Source organism: Marinomonas rhizomae (assembly GCF_003315485.1).
Lineage (GTDB): Bacteria > Pseudomonadota > Gammaproteobacteria > Pseudomonadales > Marinomonadaceae > Marinomonas > Marinomonas rhizomae.
In genome coordinates this window covers 1-16088 of record NZ_QNSE01000002.1, presented here as the reverse complement: position 1 = coordinate 16088, position 16088 = coordinate 1, and the positions used below count along the sequence as shown (strand labels likewise).

The window sequence follows — 16088 nt, the reverse complement described above, 5'->3', positions numbered from 1 at the left end:
TTGCCATGACACAACCTTGATGTATTCATGAAACTAAAGGTCTTTTAAGTGCTTAAGCTTGGTTTTTCCCAAGAGTTTGACTATGCGTTTTTTCATGGTCAAGCAGCCAGCGTTTTCGCTCTAAGCCTCCCGCATAGCCAGTTAAGCTGCCGTCTTTGCCAATTACCCGATGACAAGGAATCACAATGGCAATGCGATTCATGCCGTTAGCGCGAGCGACAGCCCGAACGGCTTTGGGGTTATTCAATCGAGTGGCTTGTTCTTGGTAGCTGGCGGTTTCACCATAAGGAATGGTGCCAAGCATCTGCCAAACGGCATTTTGAAAGTCGGTTCCTGGAGTATGAAGGGGCACATTAAATTCGCTTCGTTTGCCTGAGAAATACTCTTCTAGCTCTTGTTTTACTTGCTTAATATGCGCATTTTCACCTGCAACGATAGGCGCTTTTAAACGACGTTGTAAGTCTTCAAATTCGGTTTCTAACATGCGTCGATCAACGAATTCCAATAAACAAATTCCGTTGTCAGTAGCACAGACAAACATAGGGCCAATGGGCGTTGTTAGCCTATCGATTAAAATCACAGCATTCTCCAAATGTAGGGTCGGTGCATGACCGAGTAACTTTTTAAAAGTGTAACCGAAACCGCTTAAAGAGTCGTAGCCTGAATCTAGCGCAGTATTGGTGGCGCTTTTGCCGGTTTTTAATTCCTGAAAGGCATAATTAATTCGATACATACGTTGAAAGGTTTGAAAGGTCATACCGTAATGTTGATTAAACCAACGGCGCACAAAGATGGGCCGTATTCCAGATTCTCTTAATGCTTGGTCGGTGATTTTCGCCTTAGTGCAATCTCGTACAAGATTCATTGCCGCTTGCACTTCATGAGGCGCTTCATGGGCATTTTCGGTAGGTCGACAGACTTTACAAGGGCGAAAACCTGCGTCCATGGCGTCTTTGAAATGCGTATAAAATTCAACGTTCTCGCGCTTTGGCTTGCGTGCTCGGCACGTCGCAATGCAAAAAATAGAGGTGGTTTTGACGCCAACAAAAAACACGCCCACATAGCTTGGTTCTCGGTTGAGTAACGCTTGATAATAACCATCGGCTTGTTTTTTGTCTGTAATTAACATGCGTTTGTCCGTTGTTTGAATAATGGTTCGTGTTTATAAATATTGCCATTAGTAAACTAGCTTAGCTTGATACTTAAGGAAGCAACAACCGAAAAATGGACGAGCATTTTTTATTGTGGCGACGGTGATTGTGTTCAGCATCCCACGCATAGCATGAACCAAGCTGTGGGTATTTGTTGCGGGGAGGTAAAACTCAGCCGCGAAAAAATTTTATTTTTATAAGATTACCTTTTGTCAGGCTATTAAATTCTCCTTATTATTCGTTCCTTCTTTTGATTCTCTCGGCTCACTCAAGAGTCATGTAAGGACGATGTTATGGATTACAGTTTGTTTACTGTGTCGCTTTTGATCGGTACAGGATTTCTTGCTGGCATTATTAATACTTTGGCTGGTGGTGGCTCCAACCTGACTTTGCCTGCTTTGATGGTTATGGGCATGCCTGCGGATATCGCCAATGCAACAAACCGAGTCGGCGTGTTCTTACAGAATGTGGCGGCAACTTTTGGCTTTCGTAAAGCCAAAAAATTGGATAATGCTGATATCTTGCCAGTGATGATTCCGTCTTTACTTGGCGGTGTGGTTGGTGCGTTTGCTGCCAGTTATGCTCCAGAAACCTGGCTCAAACCCTTATTGTTGAGTGCCATGATTGGTATGACGCTGATTATGATTGTTCGTCCTGCGATGATTGCACCGCCGGAAGGTACTGTGCCCTTTAAAGTATCGGAAAAACCTAGCGCATGGATCGCTTTGTTTATCGCGGGCGTTTACGGTGGCTTTGTTCAGGCGGGCGTTGGCTTTATTCTTATTGCCGCTTTGGCTGGTACTTTACGCTACGATTTGGTTAAAACAAACGCGCTAAAAATGGTCTGTACGTTAGGCTTTACGGCCTTAGCGTTAGGTGTGTTTATTTGGAATGATCAAATTCTATGGATTCCCGGATTAATCCTTGCTTCAGGTACGATGCTGGGTTCATTTCTTGCCGTAAAAATGGCGATCAAAGCCAACCCGAAACATCTCAAGTGGTTTCTTTTTGTGATGACAGTTTGTGGCAGTGCGGCCGCGCTTTTGAGTGACTAGGGCTTCTAGCGCATGAGTGCCATTAAGACAGTACAAATCAGCTGGCCTTGGCGGTTAACGCCTATTTTGGTGAAGATTTGCTTGAGTTGAGAGCGAATCGTCGCTTCACTTTTGGCGCGTTTATCCGCTATTTCTTTTAGACTCATTCCTAGTACCAAATCCGCACACAGTTTTGATTCGGCGTGTGATAGACCGAAATACGCTGCAATCAGCTCGGCATTTGGAAATGAGCGTTGGCTGCTGTCGTAGATTGTCACTAATATGCCGCTTCCTTCGATGGGAGCGAGTGTCATCATAAAAGCTCTTGAGTTTTTATGCTTAAAAATGATGACATCGTTGTCGAATACGTCTTGCCCCATGCTTGCACGAAGAATCTGTGTGGATGAGCTTAAAAAGGCGGCTTGATGTTCGCTGTCCTGAAACTGAAAACGTTTATTGCTGATGCTCACTTGTTCTTGTTTTTTAAGAAAATGTTTGGCCTTGTCATTAGAGTATAATAACTCAGCTCTCTCATTGAGAACAAAGCTGGGGTAAGGCAATGCATTGATTAATCCAGAAATCGTTTCAGATGGCGTGATGGTTTTATCTAATTGCTGATATAGCAGCACAGCTTGTCTGATATAAGGTACTAATCGATCCAGCTGATCTAACTCTGTCTGTAGATATGCTCCTTGCTCAACCGTTCGTTGAATGGCTAGAAGTGTGGTATGAGAACTCGTGCTATCCACCACCAACCAAGCGCTATCAATCATGTTTTGATCTTGCTGCCAACGGCCATAATCCGGTAGATCTTTAACTTTTTCTATTAGGGATAGCGCTGTTTGAAATAAACCGGGTCGACATGATACCGCGTGGTTTGAAACAAGATCACTTGCGATCATATTGTTACTCATATACCAATCAATGAACTCTTGGGAGAGTCCGGCATACCAAATATGATCGAGTTGGAGAGGCTGCTTTTTAATAACCGCTAACTCGGCGGCACAGGCATTAACACTGCTGACGACTAGCTCAAGAAAAAGATGGAAACCTTCTTTTTCGATCAAAGCGCCATAAAGGGACTGAATGAGTTGAGGTTCTTGCAATAGCGGAGCACAGAGAGAGGTTGAATTCGATGCTTGTTTTAACGTCATACCTACTCTCTATATCAAGGGGTTTAAGAAGAATATACCCAATTTAAGGTAAATATAGAATCAAGAATCCGCTTTAATTGACTGTTTAATGAGCATTTTTAATATATTCACCACTGTGTGACTCAAAAATTAAAGACTTTTAGCTACCTCAAGCCAAAGCGCTTCATTTAATGACATTCTTGAAAAGCCTCACCAATGCGTCCTACATTGAAAAAACAATCGAATAAAGCGCCCTTTCAATAGGACGCAGCAAAATTTGTGACTTGAACCATCAAACCTGTTGTCTCTTCATAATAGCCTTTATAAAAAGCTATTTATTAAAATATAAGCAAAGGGCATGAGGTAGATTTAACTGTGCCTATTTACCGTCTTTTCTTAAAGAAAAGTCGCAAATTCATTCACTGGTAATCTGACTTTGTTTTGTGCCGCCATGTTTTCTTCACGATAGCCAACCGCGCAAATGACACAAGCATTTAAGTCTTTGTCAGTGAGACCTAAAGTGTGGTTGAAGGCCGCTGTGTCAAAGCCTGTCATTGGGCAAGTGTCTACTGATAACATGGCGGCTTCGGCCAATAAGGAGCCGAGTGCGATGTAGGCTTGTTGTTCTGCCCAGGTTTGCTTCTCTTCTTCTGTTTTTGAACCAATGGCGGTTTTTATGTGCTCAGCGTAGCCAGCCAAACTGCCCTCGGTTGTTTGGGTCTGCTGATGATGGTGTTCGAAATAGTCGTCCACAAGATCATTGGTTATATGAGTTTTGTTGGCAAGAATTAAGAGGTGAGAACATTCTTTTACTTGTGCCTGTCCAAACGCTTGCTCTGATAATTGATTTAGTAATGTAGGGTCATCCACAATTAATAGTTTGTATGGTTGAAGGCCGTAGGATGATGCGGAAAGTCGGGTGGCTTCAATGAGGTTATGGATTATGGAAGAGTCGACTTTTTTCGGTGAAAAATGTTTCAGAGAATGACGCCATTTTAATGCTTCGATGATGCTCATAGATTGTGCTCCGTTGTTTGAGTGATAACGGGACTTTATCGAAGCGAAGAAAAGGAGTAATTAACCTAGGTTAATTTATGGGATTTAGGTAAGTCTAGCGTCCTTTTGGATCGTTAGAATCCTAGTTTTTGTCAAGTAAACTAATGTTGTGTAGATAGCTTTACTTGACCAACTTGTGGCTGGTTTACGAGCGTAAGTAGTGTCTCAGTTTTGTGGCTTGGACAGAGTTTGCCGCCTGTTGCTTTGGGATGAAACTGGTATTCTAAATGGGCTCAGCATTTGCTCAGGTGCTCCCTTCATATTTGTACAAGGGCGACCTTTTCAAGCTTGTAGCTTGCTGGGTATTTTAGTTACCAATTTATTCTAGTGTTTGTTTTCTTTGCGCTTTTAAGCTCCGATAGCTTGAGTTAATACAGACGAATTGCCTCTTCACCGAATATTAGCTTTGGTAGTAGTGAAGGTAATGTATATTGTTTCTTAAGTAACCTACATTCTCTGATGTTGGGGGCTTAATCGCATTTTCCTTAACCTGATAAAGCACACAGTAAATCCGCATATTTTATCAGGCTTTTATGCTCACTTACCCTAATTTACCATTGATAATTTGCGCTTACGCCAACTTCTCTACCTTGCTCATAGTTGGATTGAATGGCACTAGAACCTTGGTATGAATAACTAACATATTCCTTATCTGTCGCATTGTTTACAAAGACACGGTAACTGACATTTTTATACGTGTATTCCGCCGCGAGATCCAACAGAGTTATCGCAGATTGAGAGACTGTGTTCGCCTCATTATAGTACACTTTGGACATGTAGCGAGTGTTTGCCATTAACTGTAAACCACTTTCTTCATGTTTGTAGTCCACACCTAAAAGTACCGTTGTATCAGGCGTATACGTTAGGCTATTCCCCTCATAACTTCCATTGCCAGGGCCAAATTCAGACTTGCCAAAGGAACCACCAAGGTTGATACCGACTCCATTTCCAACCAACCAATTAAGCTCAATTTCTAAGCCTCTACTGGTAGCCTCACCAAAATTGGTTAATACCTGGTTGGGTATACTGCCACTATAAAGCTGCACATCGCTTAATTTAATTTGATACAATGCGCCACTGACATTTACTCGATTATTCAGTAGTTTAGTACGCCATCCTAACTCACCACTCCAAGAGGTTTCTTTGTCATAACCCGCGCTATTGTCTCCAAATGGTACTCGATTAAACCCTTTAGGACGATAACCTTCTGATAAAGAGACATACACCCGAGTGAGATCGCTCATTTGCCAACCCAATGATACTTTAGGTAAGAATTGGCTGTCTGTTAATTCCTCATCGTACGCAGCGATACCAAAAGAGGAATTACCAGAATAATCTGATGTCGTGGTTACTTGTTCTAGTCGACCGCCTGCGGTGATATCCACTTCACTGTTAATTGCATAACTTAACTGACCAAATGCAGCGACTGTTTCTGTGTCTATTTCATTCGTGGCGCTATAGGCTAACCCCTGAAACTCTAGACTTTCTAAGTAAATACCAAGAAAAGAACTAAGGCTGTTACTATGCTTTGTTGCTAACTTTATTTCTTGCGAGGTGACAGTCTGATCTTCATTCCATAAACCGCCAACATACAGACGATCTACACGCCTATTTTGTAGGTGGCTTATGCTGGTTAGTTTAACTTTTTCTTTTTCATAGTTTACCGTGAGTCCATAACTTTCTACTTTACGTTCTAGATCAGGTATATCTTGAGTTGTCGTCTTATTATTGTATTCATCAGCGCTAAGGTACCACTCTTCATGAGAATCGAGTTCGTCATTAGAAAGTGATAAAACGGCATCCCAAGGACCATCTTCCTGCACATAGTTTAGTTTCAAGCCTGCATTGACAGATCGACTGCTATTCGCATCTTCTGTACCACTGGTTTGATGATCTACAAAACCATTTTCGTCTTCCGAGTAAAGCATTAGATCAGCGTAGAACTCATCACTTAAATCAACGGATAATGCTCCTTGCAAATACTGCTTCTGATTGGAATAACCCAGTTCTATATTTGAATGAGATGCCCCTTTTTTTGTAATAATATTAATCACACCAGCCTGAGCGTTAGTCCCGTATAAACTGCCTTGAGAACCTTTTAAAAATTCGACTCTTTCCACATTAATTAATTTTTGAGTAATAAAAGCATTGTCTTGCTTGACGCCATCTACCAATACATTAATCGCTGGCGAGTAAAAGTTTGGAGAATTTATCCCTCGAACAGAAGCGCTGGCATAAGTTCGGTTCCCTCTTGTCTGAATAAGTAAACCTGGAAACACTTTTTCTAAATCAGCTACTTCCGTAACACCGGCTAAAGCTAGCTCTTCAGCAGTCTTTACCAATATTGCGGCATCGACTTTTGATGCTGGTGTGTCTTGTTTTGTAGCATTCACTATGATGCTATCTAACTGTACACTTGCAGCAAATGACTGTTGACCATACAAAACCAATACAAGCCCCATGCTTTTTACCAACGTATTTACTTTTACGTAACGAAACATCGACACAACACCTTCTTCTTATTTAATAAATGTAGTTTCTAACTAGCTTCATCTAAGGACGCCGCAATGATGTCCGATCGAATTGCTCGTAAGAAAAACCAACCAATCAACGCATTTGGCATAAGCCTCACAACCAAATTTCTAAGGTTAAAACTCAATTTAGAAGCCGGAATAAACCAAGTTGCTAATTTTCGACTTCTTTCTTGTAGCCTCACTATTACAGGTCGGAGCCTCTTTTCATGATCTTCTAGGCCTTGATTTATGCCGTAACGTTGTAAGGATTTTGCAAGTAAATAAGATGAGATCATTGCGATGCCTGCACCTTGACCTGACAACAATGTCAAACAGTGCGCAGAATCCCCAATCAGAACGACACGACCTTGTGACCATTTCGGCAAATCAATCATTACTAAGTTGTCAAAAAATAACGGAGAAGCGTCATCAAGTGAGGATATTTTTCTCTTAATTAAGGGGTGTGAATTAGAAAACTGAGCCGTGAGTTCGGCCCTTTTTATCGATGGAGAAGTTATAACTGCATTGCTACTGCTTTTCCAAAGGTACAGCCCAGCAGATTTATCTTTGCCAACTGGATAAAGCTCAACAATTCGTCCCGGTTCTGAAAAGGATTTAAAATTTTTAACCTGTTCTGCAACTTCGTCTGTCGCAAAAGCGGCTACCTTATAGCCCAAATACTCACGGCTTTTACTATCTTGTGTTGGAAATAGCGCTTTTCGAACCTGAGAGTTAACACCATCCGCACCAATAACCAAATCGGCGGTTATGGCCGAGCCATCAGAAAGATATACTTTTGCATTGTCTGCATTATTCTCAAAACTCGTTACCAAACAGCTAAATTTAATGTCTATATTTTTCTTTTCGCTCGCTTTGATGTATAGCTCATTCACTAAATCTGTTCTAGACAGCATCAATATTTTTATGCTCCCCCAAATTTTCTCAATATTCAGTGAGAATATTTTCCTGCCTTTAGTATTGAAATACTCATTTTTATCAACTTGATAACGATATTGGTGCTTCTGCAAAGCCTCTAACATGCCCATTTTTTCAATTGCACTGTAACCCGGTCCAGACAAGCCCAACATATAGCCGCTTGCTCTTAAATCAGTGTTTTTTTCAATAACGATCACATTCCACCCTAATTCGCTTAACCACCACGCGCTACTCAGCCCAGCAACACCAGCGCCAATAATTACAACTGTTTGATTGTTCATTTAAATAACTACCTTAAGAGGGGAGGAGGATTTGTTGAGTAATGGAAGTGCGACTAAAGCGCTAAAGCTAGCAAGTGCACAAAGCAAGAAGTAACTTTGATACCCTAAATATTGAACTAAAGCGCCGCTGATAACGCCTGCTATTAAAGCAATCGCAGTATCAACACCTTGCAACAAACTGAAATCGACACCAGCCTGTTCAGGTGATGTTAATCTCATTAATAGGTTATAAAGAGCAACAAAGCTGGCTGCGACACAAGCGCTATTTGACAACAATAAAAAGGACGCTTGTAATAACGTGAGTTCGGCTTTCTCACTGAAATAGTAAAAGGCAAAATACATAGAAATTTGAACTGCCAATAAAGATATCAAGACAAACCCAGGGCCTTTTTTGGTTACCCATAACCCTGTCAGAAATACGGCGATCAAACTGGCAGTGGCTCCTCCAATACTACCAATAACCCCCAATTGAGTTAATGTAATGCCATAATCAATAAAAAATGGCATCGTCATCCCTTGTGCTAATCTCAAACCTAATTGAGCAATAACAACAATGAAGATTCCATACTGAACCTGCTTGGAAGCAAAGGTTTTTTGTAGACTCTGTTTCGCTGACTTCTGCCCTAGTTCTTTAACCGATTGTTGTTGAAATAACACATAACAAAGCATCATCAACAACAGAACAACCATGGCATAAACAGCAAATTTCCAGTTGTATCGGCCCACTAACAACAAAAATAGGCTACCACCGACAATCGATCCTAAATACCCTCCTCCAATCTGCATTACATTGACCCAATTCTTATCTAAAGCATTGCTTTCTTTAATAGCAAAACCATCCAAAGCGGTATCAACGGTGGCGGAAAGTATCGCAATAATTGCAAGGAGGATAAAAATAAAATATAAGCCAACATCGGGAGTTGTAAGGGTCAGGAGTAACAACATCACAATGGCCACACTGTTAACCACTAGAAAGAGCCAGTTCGTTCTTCTGCCTTTCTTTTGTCTCCATGTTTCCAGTGGTGCGGCCCAAATAAACTTAAAAATCCAAGGCAGCATGAGTAAATAAATAAAGCCTATTTGTATTGGTGGTATTCCTGACTGCCTGAATACAGCAGGCATTCCTTGAAAAGTTATCGCCCCTAAAATACTTTGAAAACTATACAAAACACCAATAAATGCTAAGAAAGATAAGTTAATGGAATGAGGTTTTTGCATAATAATCGCCACAGTTAATATGGTTGAGGATTATGCGAAGTGAAGAAAATGAAAACTAACACTTTTGGTTAAAAAACATCGTTTTCCGAACTTTATTGAAAACGATTCTTATTTATATATAATTATTACATCAAAACTCTGGTGCTTTTTATGGAAACAATTTATACGGAAAACGCTCCCAACACATCCATAGCAACCTTACTTACATCACCAGGGATCGTCACAGAGCAGATTGGCAATTACTTACAAATATCGACGCTAGACCTGCATTTAGAATCTTCCAAAGACATCCGCGAGGAAGGGCCTCCGACATTTTGCATTGCGATATTTCTGGACGGTAAAGGAGAATTTTCAATTGATGCAGGGGAAGTATTAACAATACAGCCAGATATGACGGTGGTCTTTCATTCTGCTTATCCAGTCGCAGGAAGAACATTGTTCAAAAAGGATAGTCACATTCACTGTGTAGATATCCGCTTCAGCCTAGAATATATATCAAGTTTTGGCATTGTGAACCTTGACCGATTAATCCCTATGTTCGAACAAAATCACAGTGTCGCAAAAGCCACTATGTTGACCAAGAAGACTCCTTTTAAACTCAAAGAAATCTCCCAACAGGTTTTTTACTGTGAGTTAGAAGGTATTCCTAGATCCCTATTTCTTCAAAGCAAGGCACTCGAAGCCCTCTCACACGTTCTAACCATTTTTGACGATACTAAAGTCCCATTGCAGTTAAGTAAATCCGATCACACAAAAATCCAAAGTGCTATTTCATTGATTGAACATCAATTTGATCAACCTTGGACAATCGCATCACTAGCATCGACAGTGGGTATTAATCAAAGCAAATTAAAACAAGGATTCCATCTGGCGGTACAATCTACCGTACATCGTTATTTAGAAGAGATAAGACTGACTAATGCTAAACACTTACTAGAACAGGGGCATAAGGTTCTAGATGTTTGCTTGGCAACAGGTTACTCGCACCCTAGTCATTTTTCAAAACGCTTTAAGCAGCGCTACCTAGTACTGCCTAGCAAATGGAACCAGAAAAAAAGCATTTGAAGCTACCTCTGAAGCACGCTACGTTGCTATATTGCCATGTTGGGTGTGGATGATTTAACAAGCACTTAGGCCGGCGAGTAGGACAAGATGAGTTTTAATACAGCAAAGGGAAAATCATCGATGTAATGCGATCGACGTTTTTCCCTTTTTTATTTAAGTTGAAGCAAAGCGCTATGGATTTTTATGCTAAAGCTTGAGTTGCCTGACGTCGTCGGTTTAAGAAGACGGTCATCATTAATCCCAGAATAGCAGTAGCGGCACCAGCAATGGAAACCGCAGGTAGACCAAGCCCAGCACTGATCACCGCACCACCAAGTGCTGCACCAACAGCGTTGCCGAGATTGAATGCGCCAATGTTCATCGCCGAGGCTAAGTTAGGCGCCTCGCTCGCTTCCTGTACGACAAGGGATTGTAATGGCGGCACCACTGCAAAGCTGCCGACGCCCCAGAAAAAGATCAAAGGTGCGGTTATCCAAGCCGAGGTCATGGTGACGGAAAAAAGCAGCAGCAATACGGTGACGCTGACCAGAGAGACGATTAACGTACCGTAAAGAGACTGATCCGCAAAGCGCCCACCTAATACATTCCCTACTGCTAACCCTACACCGTAGAGCACTAACATCGCGGTAACAAAGGTGGTTGATGCTAATGTTTCTTGCTGCAAAATCGGTACGATGTAAGTGAACACGGTAAACATCGAACTGGCACCAACGACAGTGAGCAATAATGCCGCTAACACGGGGCCGCGGGTTAATACACTCAGTTCATGACGGATATTCGCTTTTTCTGTGTTGGCCAATGGCGGTAGGCTAAACCTGAGCGCCAACATAGTGATCACACCGATAATGGCGATGCCAAAGAAGGCCACACGCCAGCCTATGGTACTGCCAATGTAACTGGCTAACGGCACACCGCCAATGGTGGCAAGGGTTAGGCCTGAAAACATCGCGGCCACAGCCCCTGCGCGTTTGTTGGGAGGCACTATGCTGGTGGCCACAACTGCACCAACACCGAAGAAGGCACCGTGATTAAACGAGGTAATAATGCGCCCAATTAATAAGGTCGTATAACTGTCAGCAAGAGCGCTGATTAAGTTACCTAGGGTAAAAATTGCCATGGACAACAGCAGCAAGCGTCTACGAGGCATGTTGGCAAAAGCCAACGTCATGATAGGCGCACCCACTAAAACACCAAACGCGTAGGCACTGATCAAAATACCGGCGGTTGGAATGGACACGCCTAAGTCATCTGCAATGGTGGGCAGCATGCCCATGGGTGAGAATTCCGTCACACCTATGCCAAATGCACCAATGGCTAAGGCCAATAGAGGTAAGTTAATTTTCATCTTAGTTCCTGTTGATTTATGATTGTGAGGAATATAACGAGAGACAACTTCTTTGAATAGATAGGGATTGAGTCAATCTCTTTTGCATTGGATTCACAAATGAAGCCGTTAAAAGTAGATAAAACCACCGAAATGGAAACTTTTTTAGAAGTGGTCATGACGGGGAGTTTAAGTGCCGCCGCCAAACAACTTGGCTTAACCCCATCCGCGGTCAGTCGAATGATGACACGGCTGGAAACTCGATTGGGTGTGCGGCTGATTGTTAGGACAACGCGACATCTTCATCTGACCAGCGAAGGAGAGGCCTACGCATTAGCCGCCCGACGTATCTTAAAAGACGTTGAGGAAACGGAAGCTTCTTTGGCTGATCGAGCCCGCCCCAGTGGTTTGTTAAAAGTGAGCACTGCTGTGGCCCACAGTCGTCTGACCATGGTGCCTATCTATAAGGAATTTTTAGAGCGTTATCCAGACATCAAAATGGAGATCGAAGTCAGTGATTTAGTCAGTGATGTCGAGGGCGGTCACATCGACGTTGCGATACGGTTTGGCAACTTGCCCGACAGTAATCTAAGTGCGCGCCGCTTAGGAGAGACGGGGCGGACCATTGTGGCGACACCGAACTATTTAGCAAAGGCGGGCGTACCGAAAACCCCAGCCGATCTTGAGCAACATAATTGTTTGGATTTCAGCTTTAATCGTCTAGAGCCAGGTTGGCCATTTTGCGACGAGGATCGACATTATATATTGCCCATTTCGGGCAACATGATCGCGAACAATGGTGAAACCTTGGTGGAGCTTGCCATGCAAGACATCGGCATTACCCGAGTTGGAAATTTTCACATAGAAAATGCACTCAAATCAGGGGAGTTAGTGCCCTTATTAGAAGACTATAACCCACAAGATAAAGAGGTCATTCATGCGGTCTTCATTGGAGGGCAGCATATGCCGGAGCGTGTGCGTGTCTTTATTGATTATCTGGTAGAGAAACTGTCGTCATAAATTAGGCTTACGCCAGTAAAGAAGCATCAATAACTGGTTCACTATTCGATGATTGTTTTTTTAAAACCTTGGTCACTTAAAGCTTCGATTCTTGATCTCAAACCTCTCCCGCATTCAGCAACATGCCTTGCGTACTGGTGTCGAATAATAAGACACGATTCAAATCAACCGATAACGAGATGTGTTGTTGGCGTTTGACGTGGGAGCGTAGGTCGAGTCTGGCTTTCGCATCTTCGCCGCCGAGTTTGAACATAATTTCTTTATCGAAACCGAGATTTTCCACCAGTTCTACTTGTATGTCGTTGAATTCAAATAGGTTATCGCTTGGTGATGATAAGGCGCTGTCTTCAAAAAAGTCTGGGCGAATACCTACTAACACTGTGTCATGGGATTTCAGGTCGTGTAAGTCCACATTGGCGATTTTTTCTGCAGGTAATCGGTATTTGTCGAATACCAGATCTTCGCCTTCTATTTTGGCTTCGATCAAGTTCATCGCGGGAGAGCCAATAAAGGTCGCGACAAAGGTGTTGGTCGGCTGTAGGTAAATCTCCATTGGCGTGCCGACTTGTTCAACAATGCCATCGCGCATGACGACAACGCGGTCGCCTAAGGTCATGGCTTCGATCTGATCGTGGGTAACGTAGATCGCCGTCATGTTGTATTGGTGCTGAATGCGAGCGATTTCAGTACGCATGTGATGACGAAGCTTGGCGTCTAGGTTTGATAAAGGTTCATCAAACAAATACACATCCGCATCACGAGCCAAGGCCCGTCCCATGGCGACACGTTGACGTTGACCGCCAGATAAATCTGCGGGTTTGCGATCCAAATAATCGTCGAGCTTGAGCATTTCTGACACGTCAGCCAGTTTTGTCTTGATGGTTTCCGCGTCCGCCCCCGACTTTTTCAAACCAAAGACGATGTTTTCTCGCACTGACATATGCGGATACAAGGCGTAGTTTTGGAACACCATGGCGATGTTGCGTTTGTGTGGTGGCAAATCGTTAATGGCACGGTTGCCTATTTGGATTTCCCCTTGGGTGATGTCTTCCAAGCCTGCCACCATGCGAAGTGTGGTGCTTTTCCCGCAGCCACTTGGGCCAACCAGCACGACAAACTCCCCGTCTTTTACTTCTAAATTTAGGTTCTTCACTATTGGCAAGTTGCCATAGGATTTATTAACATTTCGTAAGATCACTGAACTCATATTCTACTCCTACAAAACTACTGCGCTCGATGATACTGCGTCAAAAGATCGCTCAAAATGCTCATTTATAACTATAAACTCCGCTTTTTCGCTCACTTTTTCCTTGTCTGATCTTCGCTCGTGACGTTTTGTTAGTTGTTAACCTTTCAAAAAATATCCATGAAACACAATAATCATATTTATCCTTTCACGCCGCCGTCGGTAAGCCCGCCCGACAAATGTTTATTCGCTAACATGAAGCAAATAATGACGGGCAACAGGGTCAGCATGGAAGCGGCCATGATGCGATCCCAAATGGCGTTTTTCGAGGTAAACAAAGTTTGTAATGCCAACGGCAAGGTTTGGAAATCTTGGTATTGTTTGAGGAACACAGACGCAAACAAATACTCGTTCCAAGCGATGACAAAACAATAGATAAACACGGTAAACAGCATGGGCTTCGACAAGGGCATAATGATGCGCCAGAAGGCTTCTACTCTTGAGCAACCGTCCATCATTGCCGCTTCTTCTAAGGAGAAGGGAATGGTGCGGAAGTAATTGCCCAGCATGTACATGGCGACGGGCAAGGTCTGGATCAGGTAGATCAAGAACAAACTAAAAATCGTGCCCCCTGCGCTGGAGGCTAAACCCACGTTGACGCTCATTTGATAGAGCGGCACCATCAGCAACACACCACCTACCATGTAGACAAACAACACGCCGTTGGCCATCAGAGATTGCGCGGGAAAGCGTAAACGAGCAATGGCATACGCCGCGAGTGACGCCAAGAAGGTCGAACAAATCCCCGTGATAAACGAAATCACAAAGGTATTCAGCATGTAACGTCCGAACGGGAAGACGTCACCGCCTGAACTGAATTTCGCCAGTAGCATTTGTTTCTTTTCAGCGGATAAGGCTGGGTTGTCGAGCAAACGTTGGATGCTGGCGGGCACATCCACTTCTTTTGGCGGCATTAAACCAAGCAATTCTTTATAAGCGTCCAAGTGCAATATCCGTGGAATGAGTGAGGGATTCCCCCAATCAATCGGGTGTTTCAGGGACGTTGACAGAATCTGCAAAAAGGGAAAGACGCAAAAAATCACTAATGCGAGCACTAACGCATACAAGATCACGGATTGAAGGGGCGTGCGTTTATTCATCATGAGTCATCTCCTACCACTTGAGTACTTTGCGAACGTACAGCCAAATTAACCCGACCAAGACCAGCAATTGAATTACTGAAATGGCCGCGGCTCCGCCCTGATCAACGATGCCTGCGAAGGCTTGGTAATAGGTGAAAATCGGCAAGGTCTCGACATTGGGGGCAAGCAAGTACACGTCTTCAAATCGGTTCAAGTTCCAGATAATGCGCAGTAACACCACGGTTGCGATGACGAATCGTAGCTCTGGCAAGGTTACATGCCAGAAACGCCCCCAAGCGTTTTGTCCGTCTATTGCGGCCGCTTCGTAGAGATCTTTTGGTACGCTTTGTAACTTCGCGAGGAACAATAAATAGGCAATCGGAAAGTGCTTCCAGATATCGAATAAAATCACCACGAACAAAGCTGAATCAGGGTTGCCTATGAGGTTTTCTCGTTCATTCGTAAGGTGTAACACATCCACCACCACATGGTTATAGATGCCGTTTACCGGATCAAAAATAAACTGCCAGCCAAACACCACACTGATCACAGGGGCGAAATAGGGCAAGAGAATCAAACCACGAGCAATATTTCGAAAGCGAAATTCTTGATTCATTAGAATCGCGGCGGCCAAGCCCAATACCGTGGTGCCGATGACAGTGCCGATTAGGTAAATAACAGACACTCCCACTGAATGGTAATAGCGTGGATTACCCAGTAAATCCGTGTAGTTATCCAGCCCGACAAAGGTTTTACTGCCATTGAGCTGAACATCAAAAAAGCTCAAATAAAGGTTGAACAAAATGGGGTAAATCACCAGTAAGCCGATGATGCCGACGGCGGGTGCGACCAGTTTTAGCCCCAATCGAGATTCATTTTTTATTAAGACAGAAGACATACTTGCTTCCCTTTTTTACATTTGACCCCACCCTAGCCCTTGTATCTTTCTAAGTGAATTGCTTAGCTAGTAATTCACTCTAGTCTGGTAAGTATGTTCCTAGCCCAAGCACTTTGATGCTGTAGGGGAGA

At 43.2% G+C, this 16088-nt stretch carries 13 protein-coding genes; 3 read left to right on the top strand and 10 right to left on the bottom strand.

All coding sequences use genetic code 11. From position 1 onward, the window contains the following. Positions 1-52: 52 nt before the first annotated feature. Complete coding sequence (locus DFP80_RS01990) at positions 53-1129, bottom strand: bifunctional transcriptional activator/DNA repair enzyme AdaA (RefSeq protein ID WP_113915146.1); 1077 nt, start codon at positions 1127-1129, stop codon at positions 53-55. Between the two features lie 315 nt (positions 1130-1444). Here DFP80_RS01990 and DFP80_RS01985 point away from each other — a divergent pair, with 315 nt between their 5' ends. Beyond that, positions 1445-2206, top strand: coding sequence for a sulfite exporter TauE/SafE family protein (locus DFP80_RS01985; protein ID WP_113915145.1), 762 nt, complete (start codon positions 1445-1447; stop codon positions 2204-2206). Between the two features lie 5 nt (positions 2207-2211). On the opposite strand, the gene DFP80_RS01980 is transcribed toward DFP80_RS01985, so the two are convergent. The 5 genes from DFP80_RS01980 to DFP80_RS01960 all read right to left on the bottom strand — a co-directional run bounded on the left by DFP80_RS01980 (position 2212) and on the right by DFP80_RS01960 (position 9322). Further along, the gene (locus DFP80_RS01980) at positions 2212-3339 is read right to left on the bottom strand and encodes a helix-turn-helix transcriptional regulator (RefSeq protein WP_113915144.1); all 1128 of its coding nucleotides are present in this window, start codon (positions 3337-3339) and stop codon (positions 2212-2214) included. A 375-nt stretch (positions 3340-3714) separates the two neighbouring features. Next, the gene (locus tag DFP80_RS01975; RefSeq protein ID WP_113915143.1) at positions 3715-4335 is read right to left on the bottom strand and encodes an NAD(P)H-dependent oxidoreductase; all 621 of its coding nucleotides are present in this window, start codon (positions 4333-4335) and stop codon (positions 3715-3717) included. 590 nt (positions 4336-4925) lie between these two features. Then, positions 4926-6875 carry a TonB-dependent receptor gene (locus tag DFP80_RS01970; protein ID WP_113915142.1) on the bottom strand — a complete coding sequence of 650 codons (1950 nt, stop codon included), beginning with the start codon at positions 6873-6875 and terminating at the stop codon, positions 4926-4928. Between the two features lie 38 nt (positions 6876-6913). Further along, entirely contained in the window at positions 6914-8104 is a 1191-nt protein-coding gene (locus DFP80_RS01965) for an FAD-dependent oxidoreductase (protein ID WP_113915141.1), read from the bottom strand. Beyond that, positions 8105-9322 (bottom strand): MFS transporter, encoded by a 1218-nt coding sequence (locus DFP80_RS01960; protein WP_113915140.1) that lies wholly within the window; start codon positions 9320-9322, stop codon positions 8105-8107. 150 nt (positions 9323-9472) lie between these two features. Here DFP80_RS01960 and DFP80_RS01955 point away from each other — a divergent pair, with 150 nt between their 5' ends. Then, positions 9473-10387: a helix-turn-helix transcriptional regulator gene (locus DFP80_RS01955; protein ID WP_113915139.1), complete on the top strand. Its 915-nt coding sequence runs from the start codon at positions 9473-9475 to the stop codon at positions 10385-10387. A 181-nt stretch (positions 10388-10568) separates the two neighbouring features. Here the strand turns inward: DFP80_RS01955 and DFP80_RS01950 are convergent, their stop codons facing one another. Further along, complete coding sequence (locus tag DFP80_RS01950; protein WP_113915138.1) at positions 10569-11732, bottom strand: MFS transporter; 1164 nt, start codon at positions 11730-11732, stop codon at positions 10569-10571. Positions 11733-11819: 87 nt separating this feature from the next. On the opposite strand from DFP80_RS01950, the gene DFP80_RS01945 reads away from it, so the two are divergent. After that, positions 11820-12731: a LysR family transcriptional regulator gene (locus DFP80_RS01945; RefSeq protein ID WP_241560163.1), complete on the top strand. Its 912-nt coding sequence runs from the start codon at positions 11820-11822 to the stop codon at positions 12729-12731. Positions 12732-12828: 97 nt separating this feature from the next. Here DFP80_RS01945 and DFP80_RS01940 read toward each other — a convergent pair whose 3' ends face one another. The 3 genes from DFP80_RS01940 to DFP80_RS01930 form a co-directional block, all read right to left on the bottom strand. Next, on the bottom strand, positions 12829-13938 hold the full coding sequence (locus DFP80_RS01940) for an ABC transporter ATP-binding protein (RefSeq protein WP_113915136.1): 1110 nt from the start codon (positions 13936-13938) through the stop codon (positions 12829-12831). Positions 13939-14117: 179 nt separating this feature from the next. After that, positions 14118-15080 carry a carbohydrate ABC transporter permease gene (locus tag DFP80_RS01935; RefSeq protein ID WP_113915135.1) on the bottom strand — a complete coding sequence of 321 codons (963 nt, stop codon included), beginning with the start codon at positions 15078-15080 and terminating at the stop codon, positions 14118-14120. Positions 15081-15090: 10 nt separating this feature from the next. Beyond that, complete coding sequence (locus DFP80_RS01930; RefSeq protein ID WP_113915134.1) at positions 15091-15957, bottom strand: carbohydrate ABC transporter permease; 867 nt, start codon at positions 15955-15957, stop codon at positions 15091-15093. Positions 15958-16088: the final 131 nt, after the last annotated feature.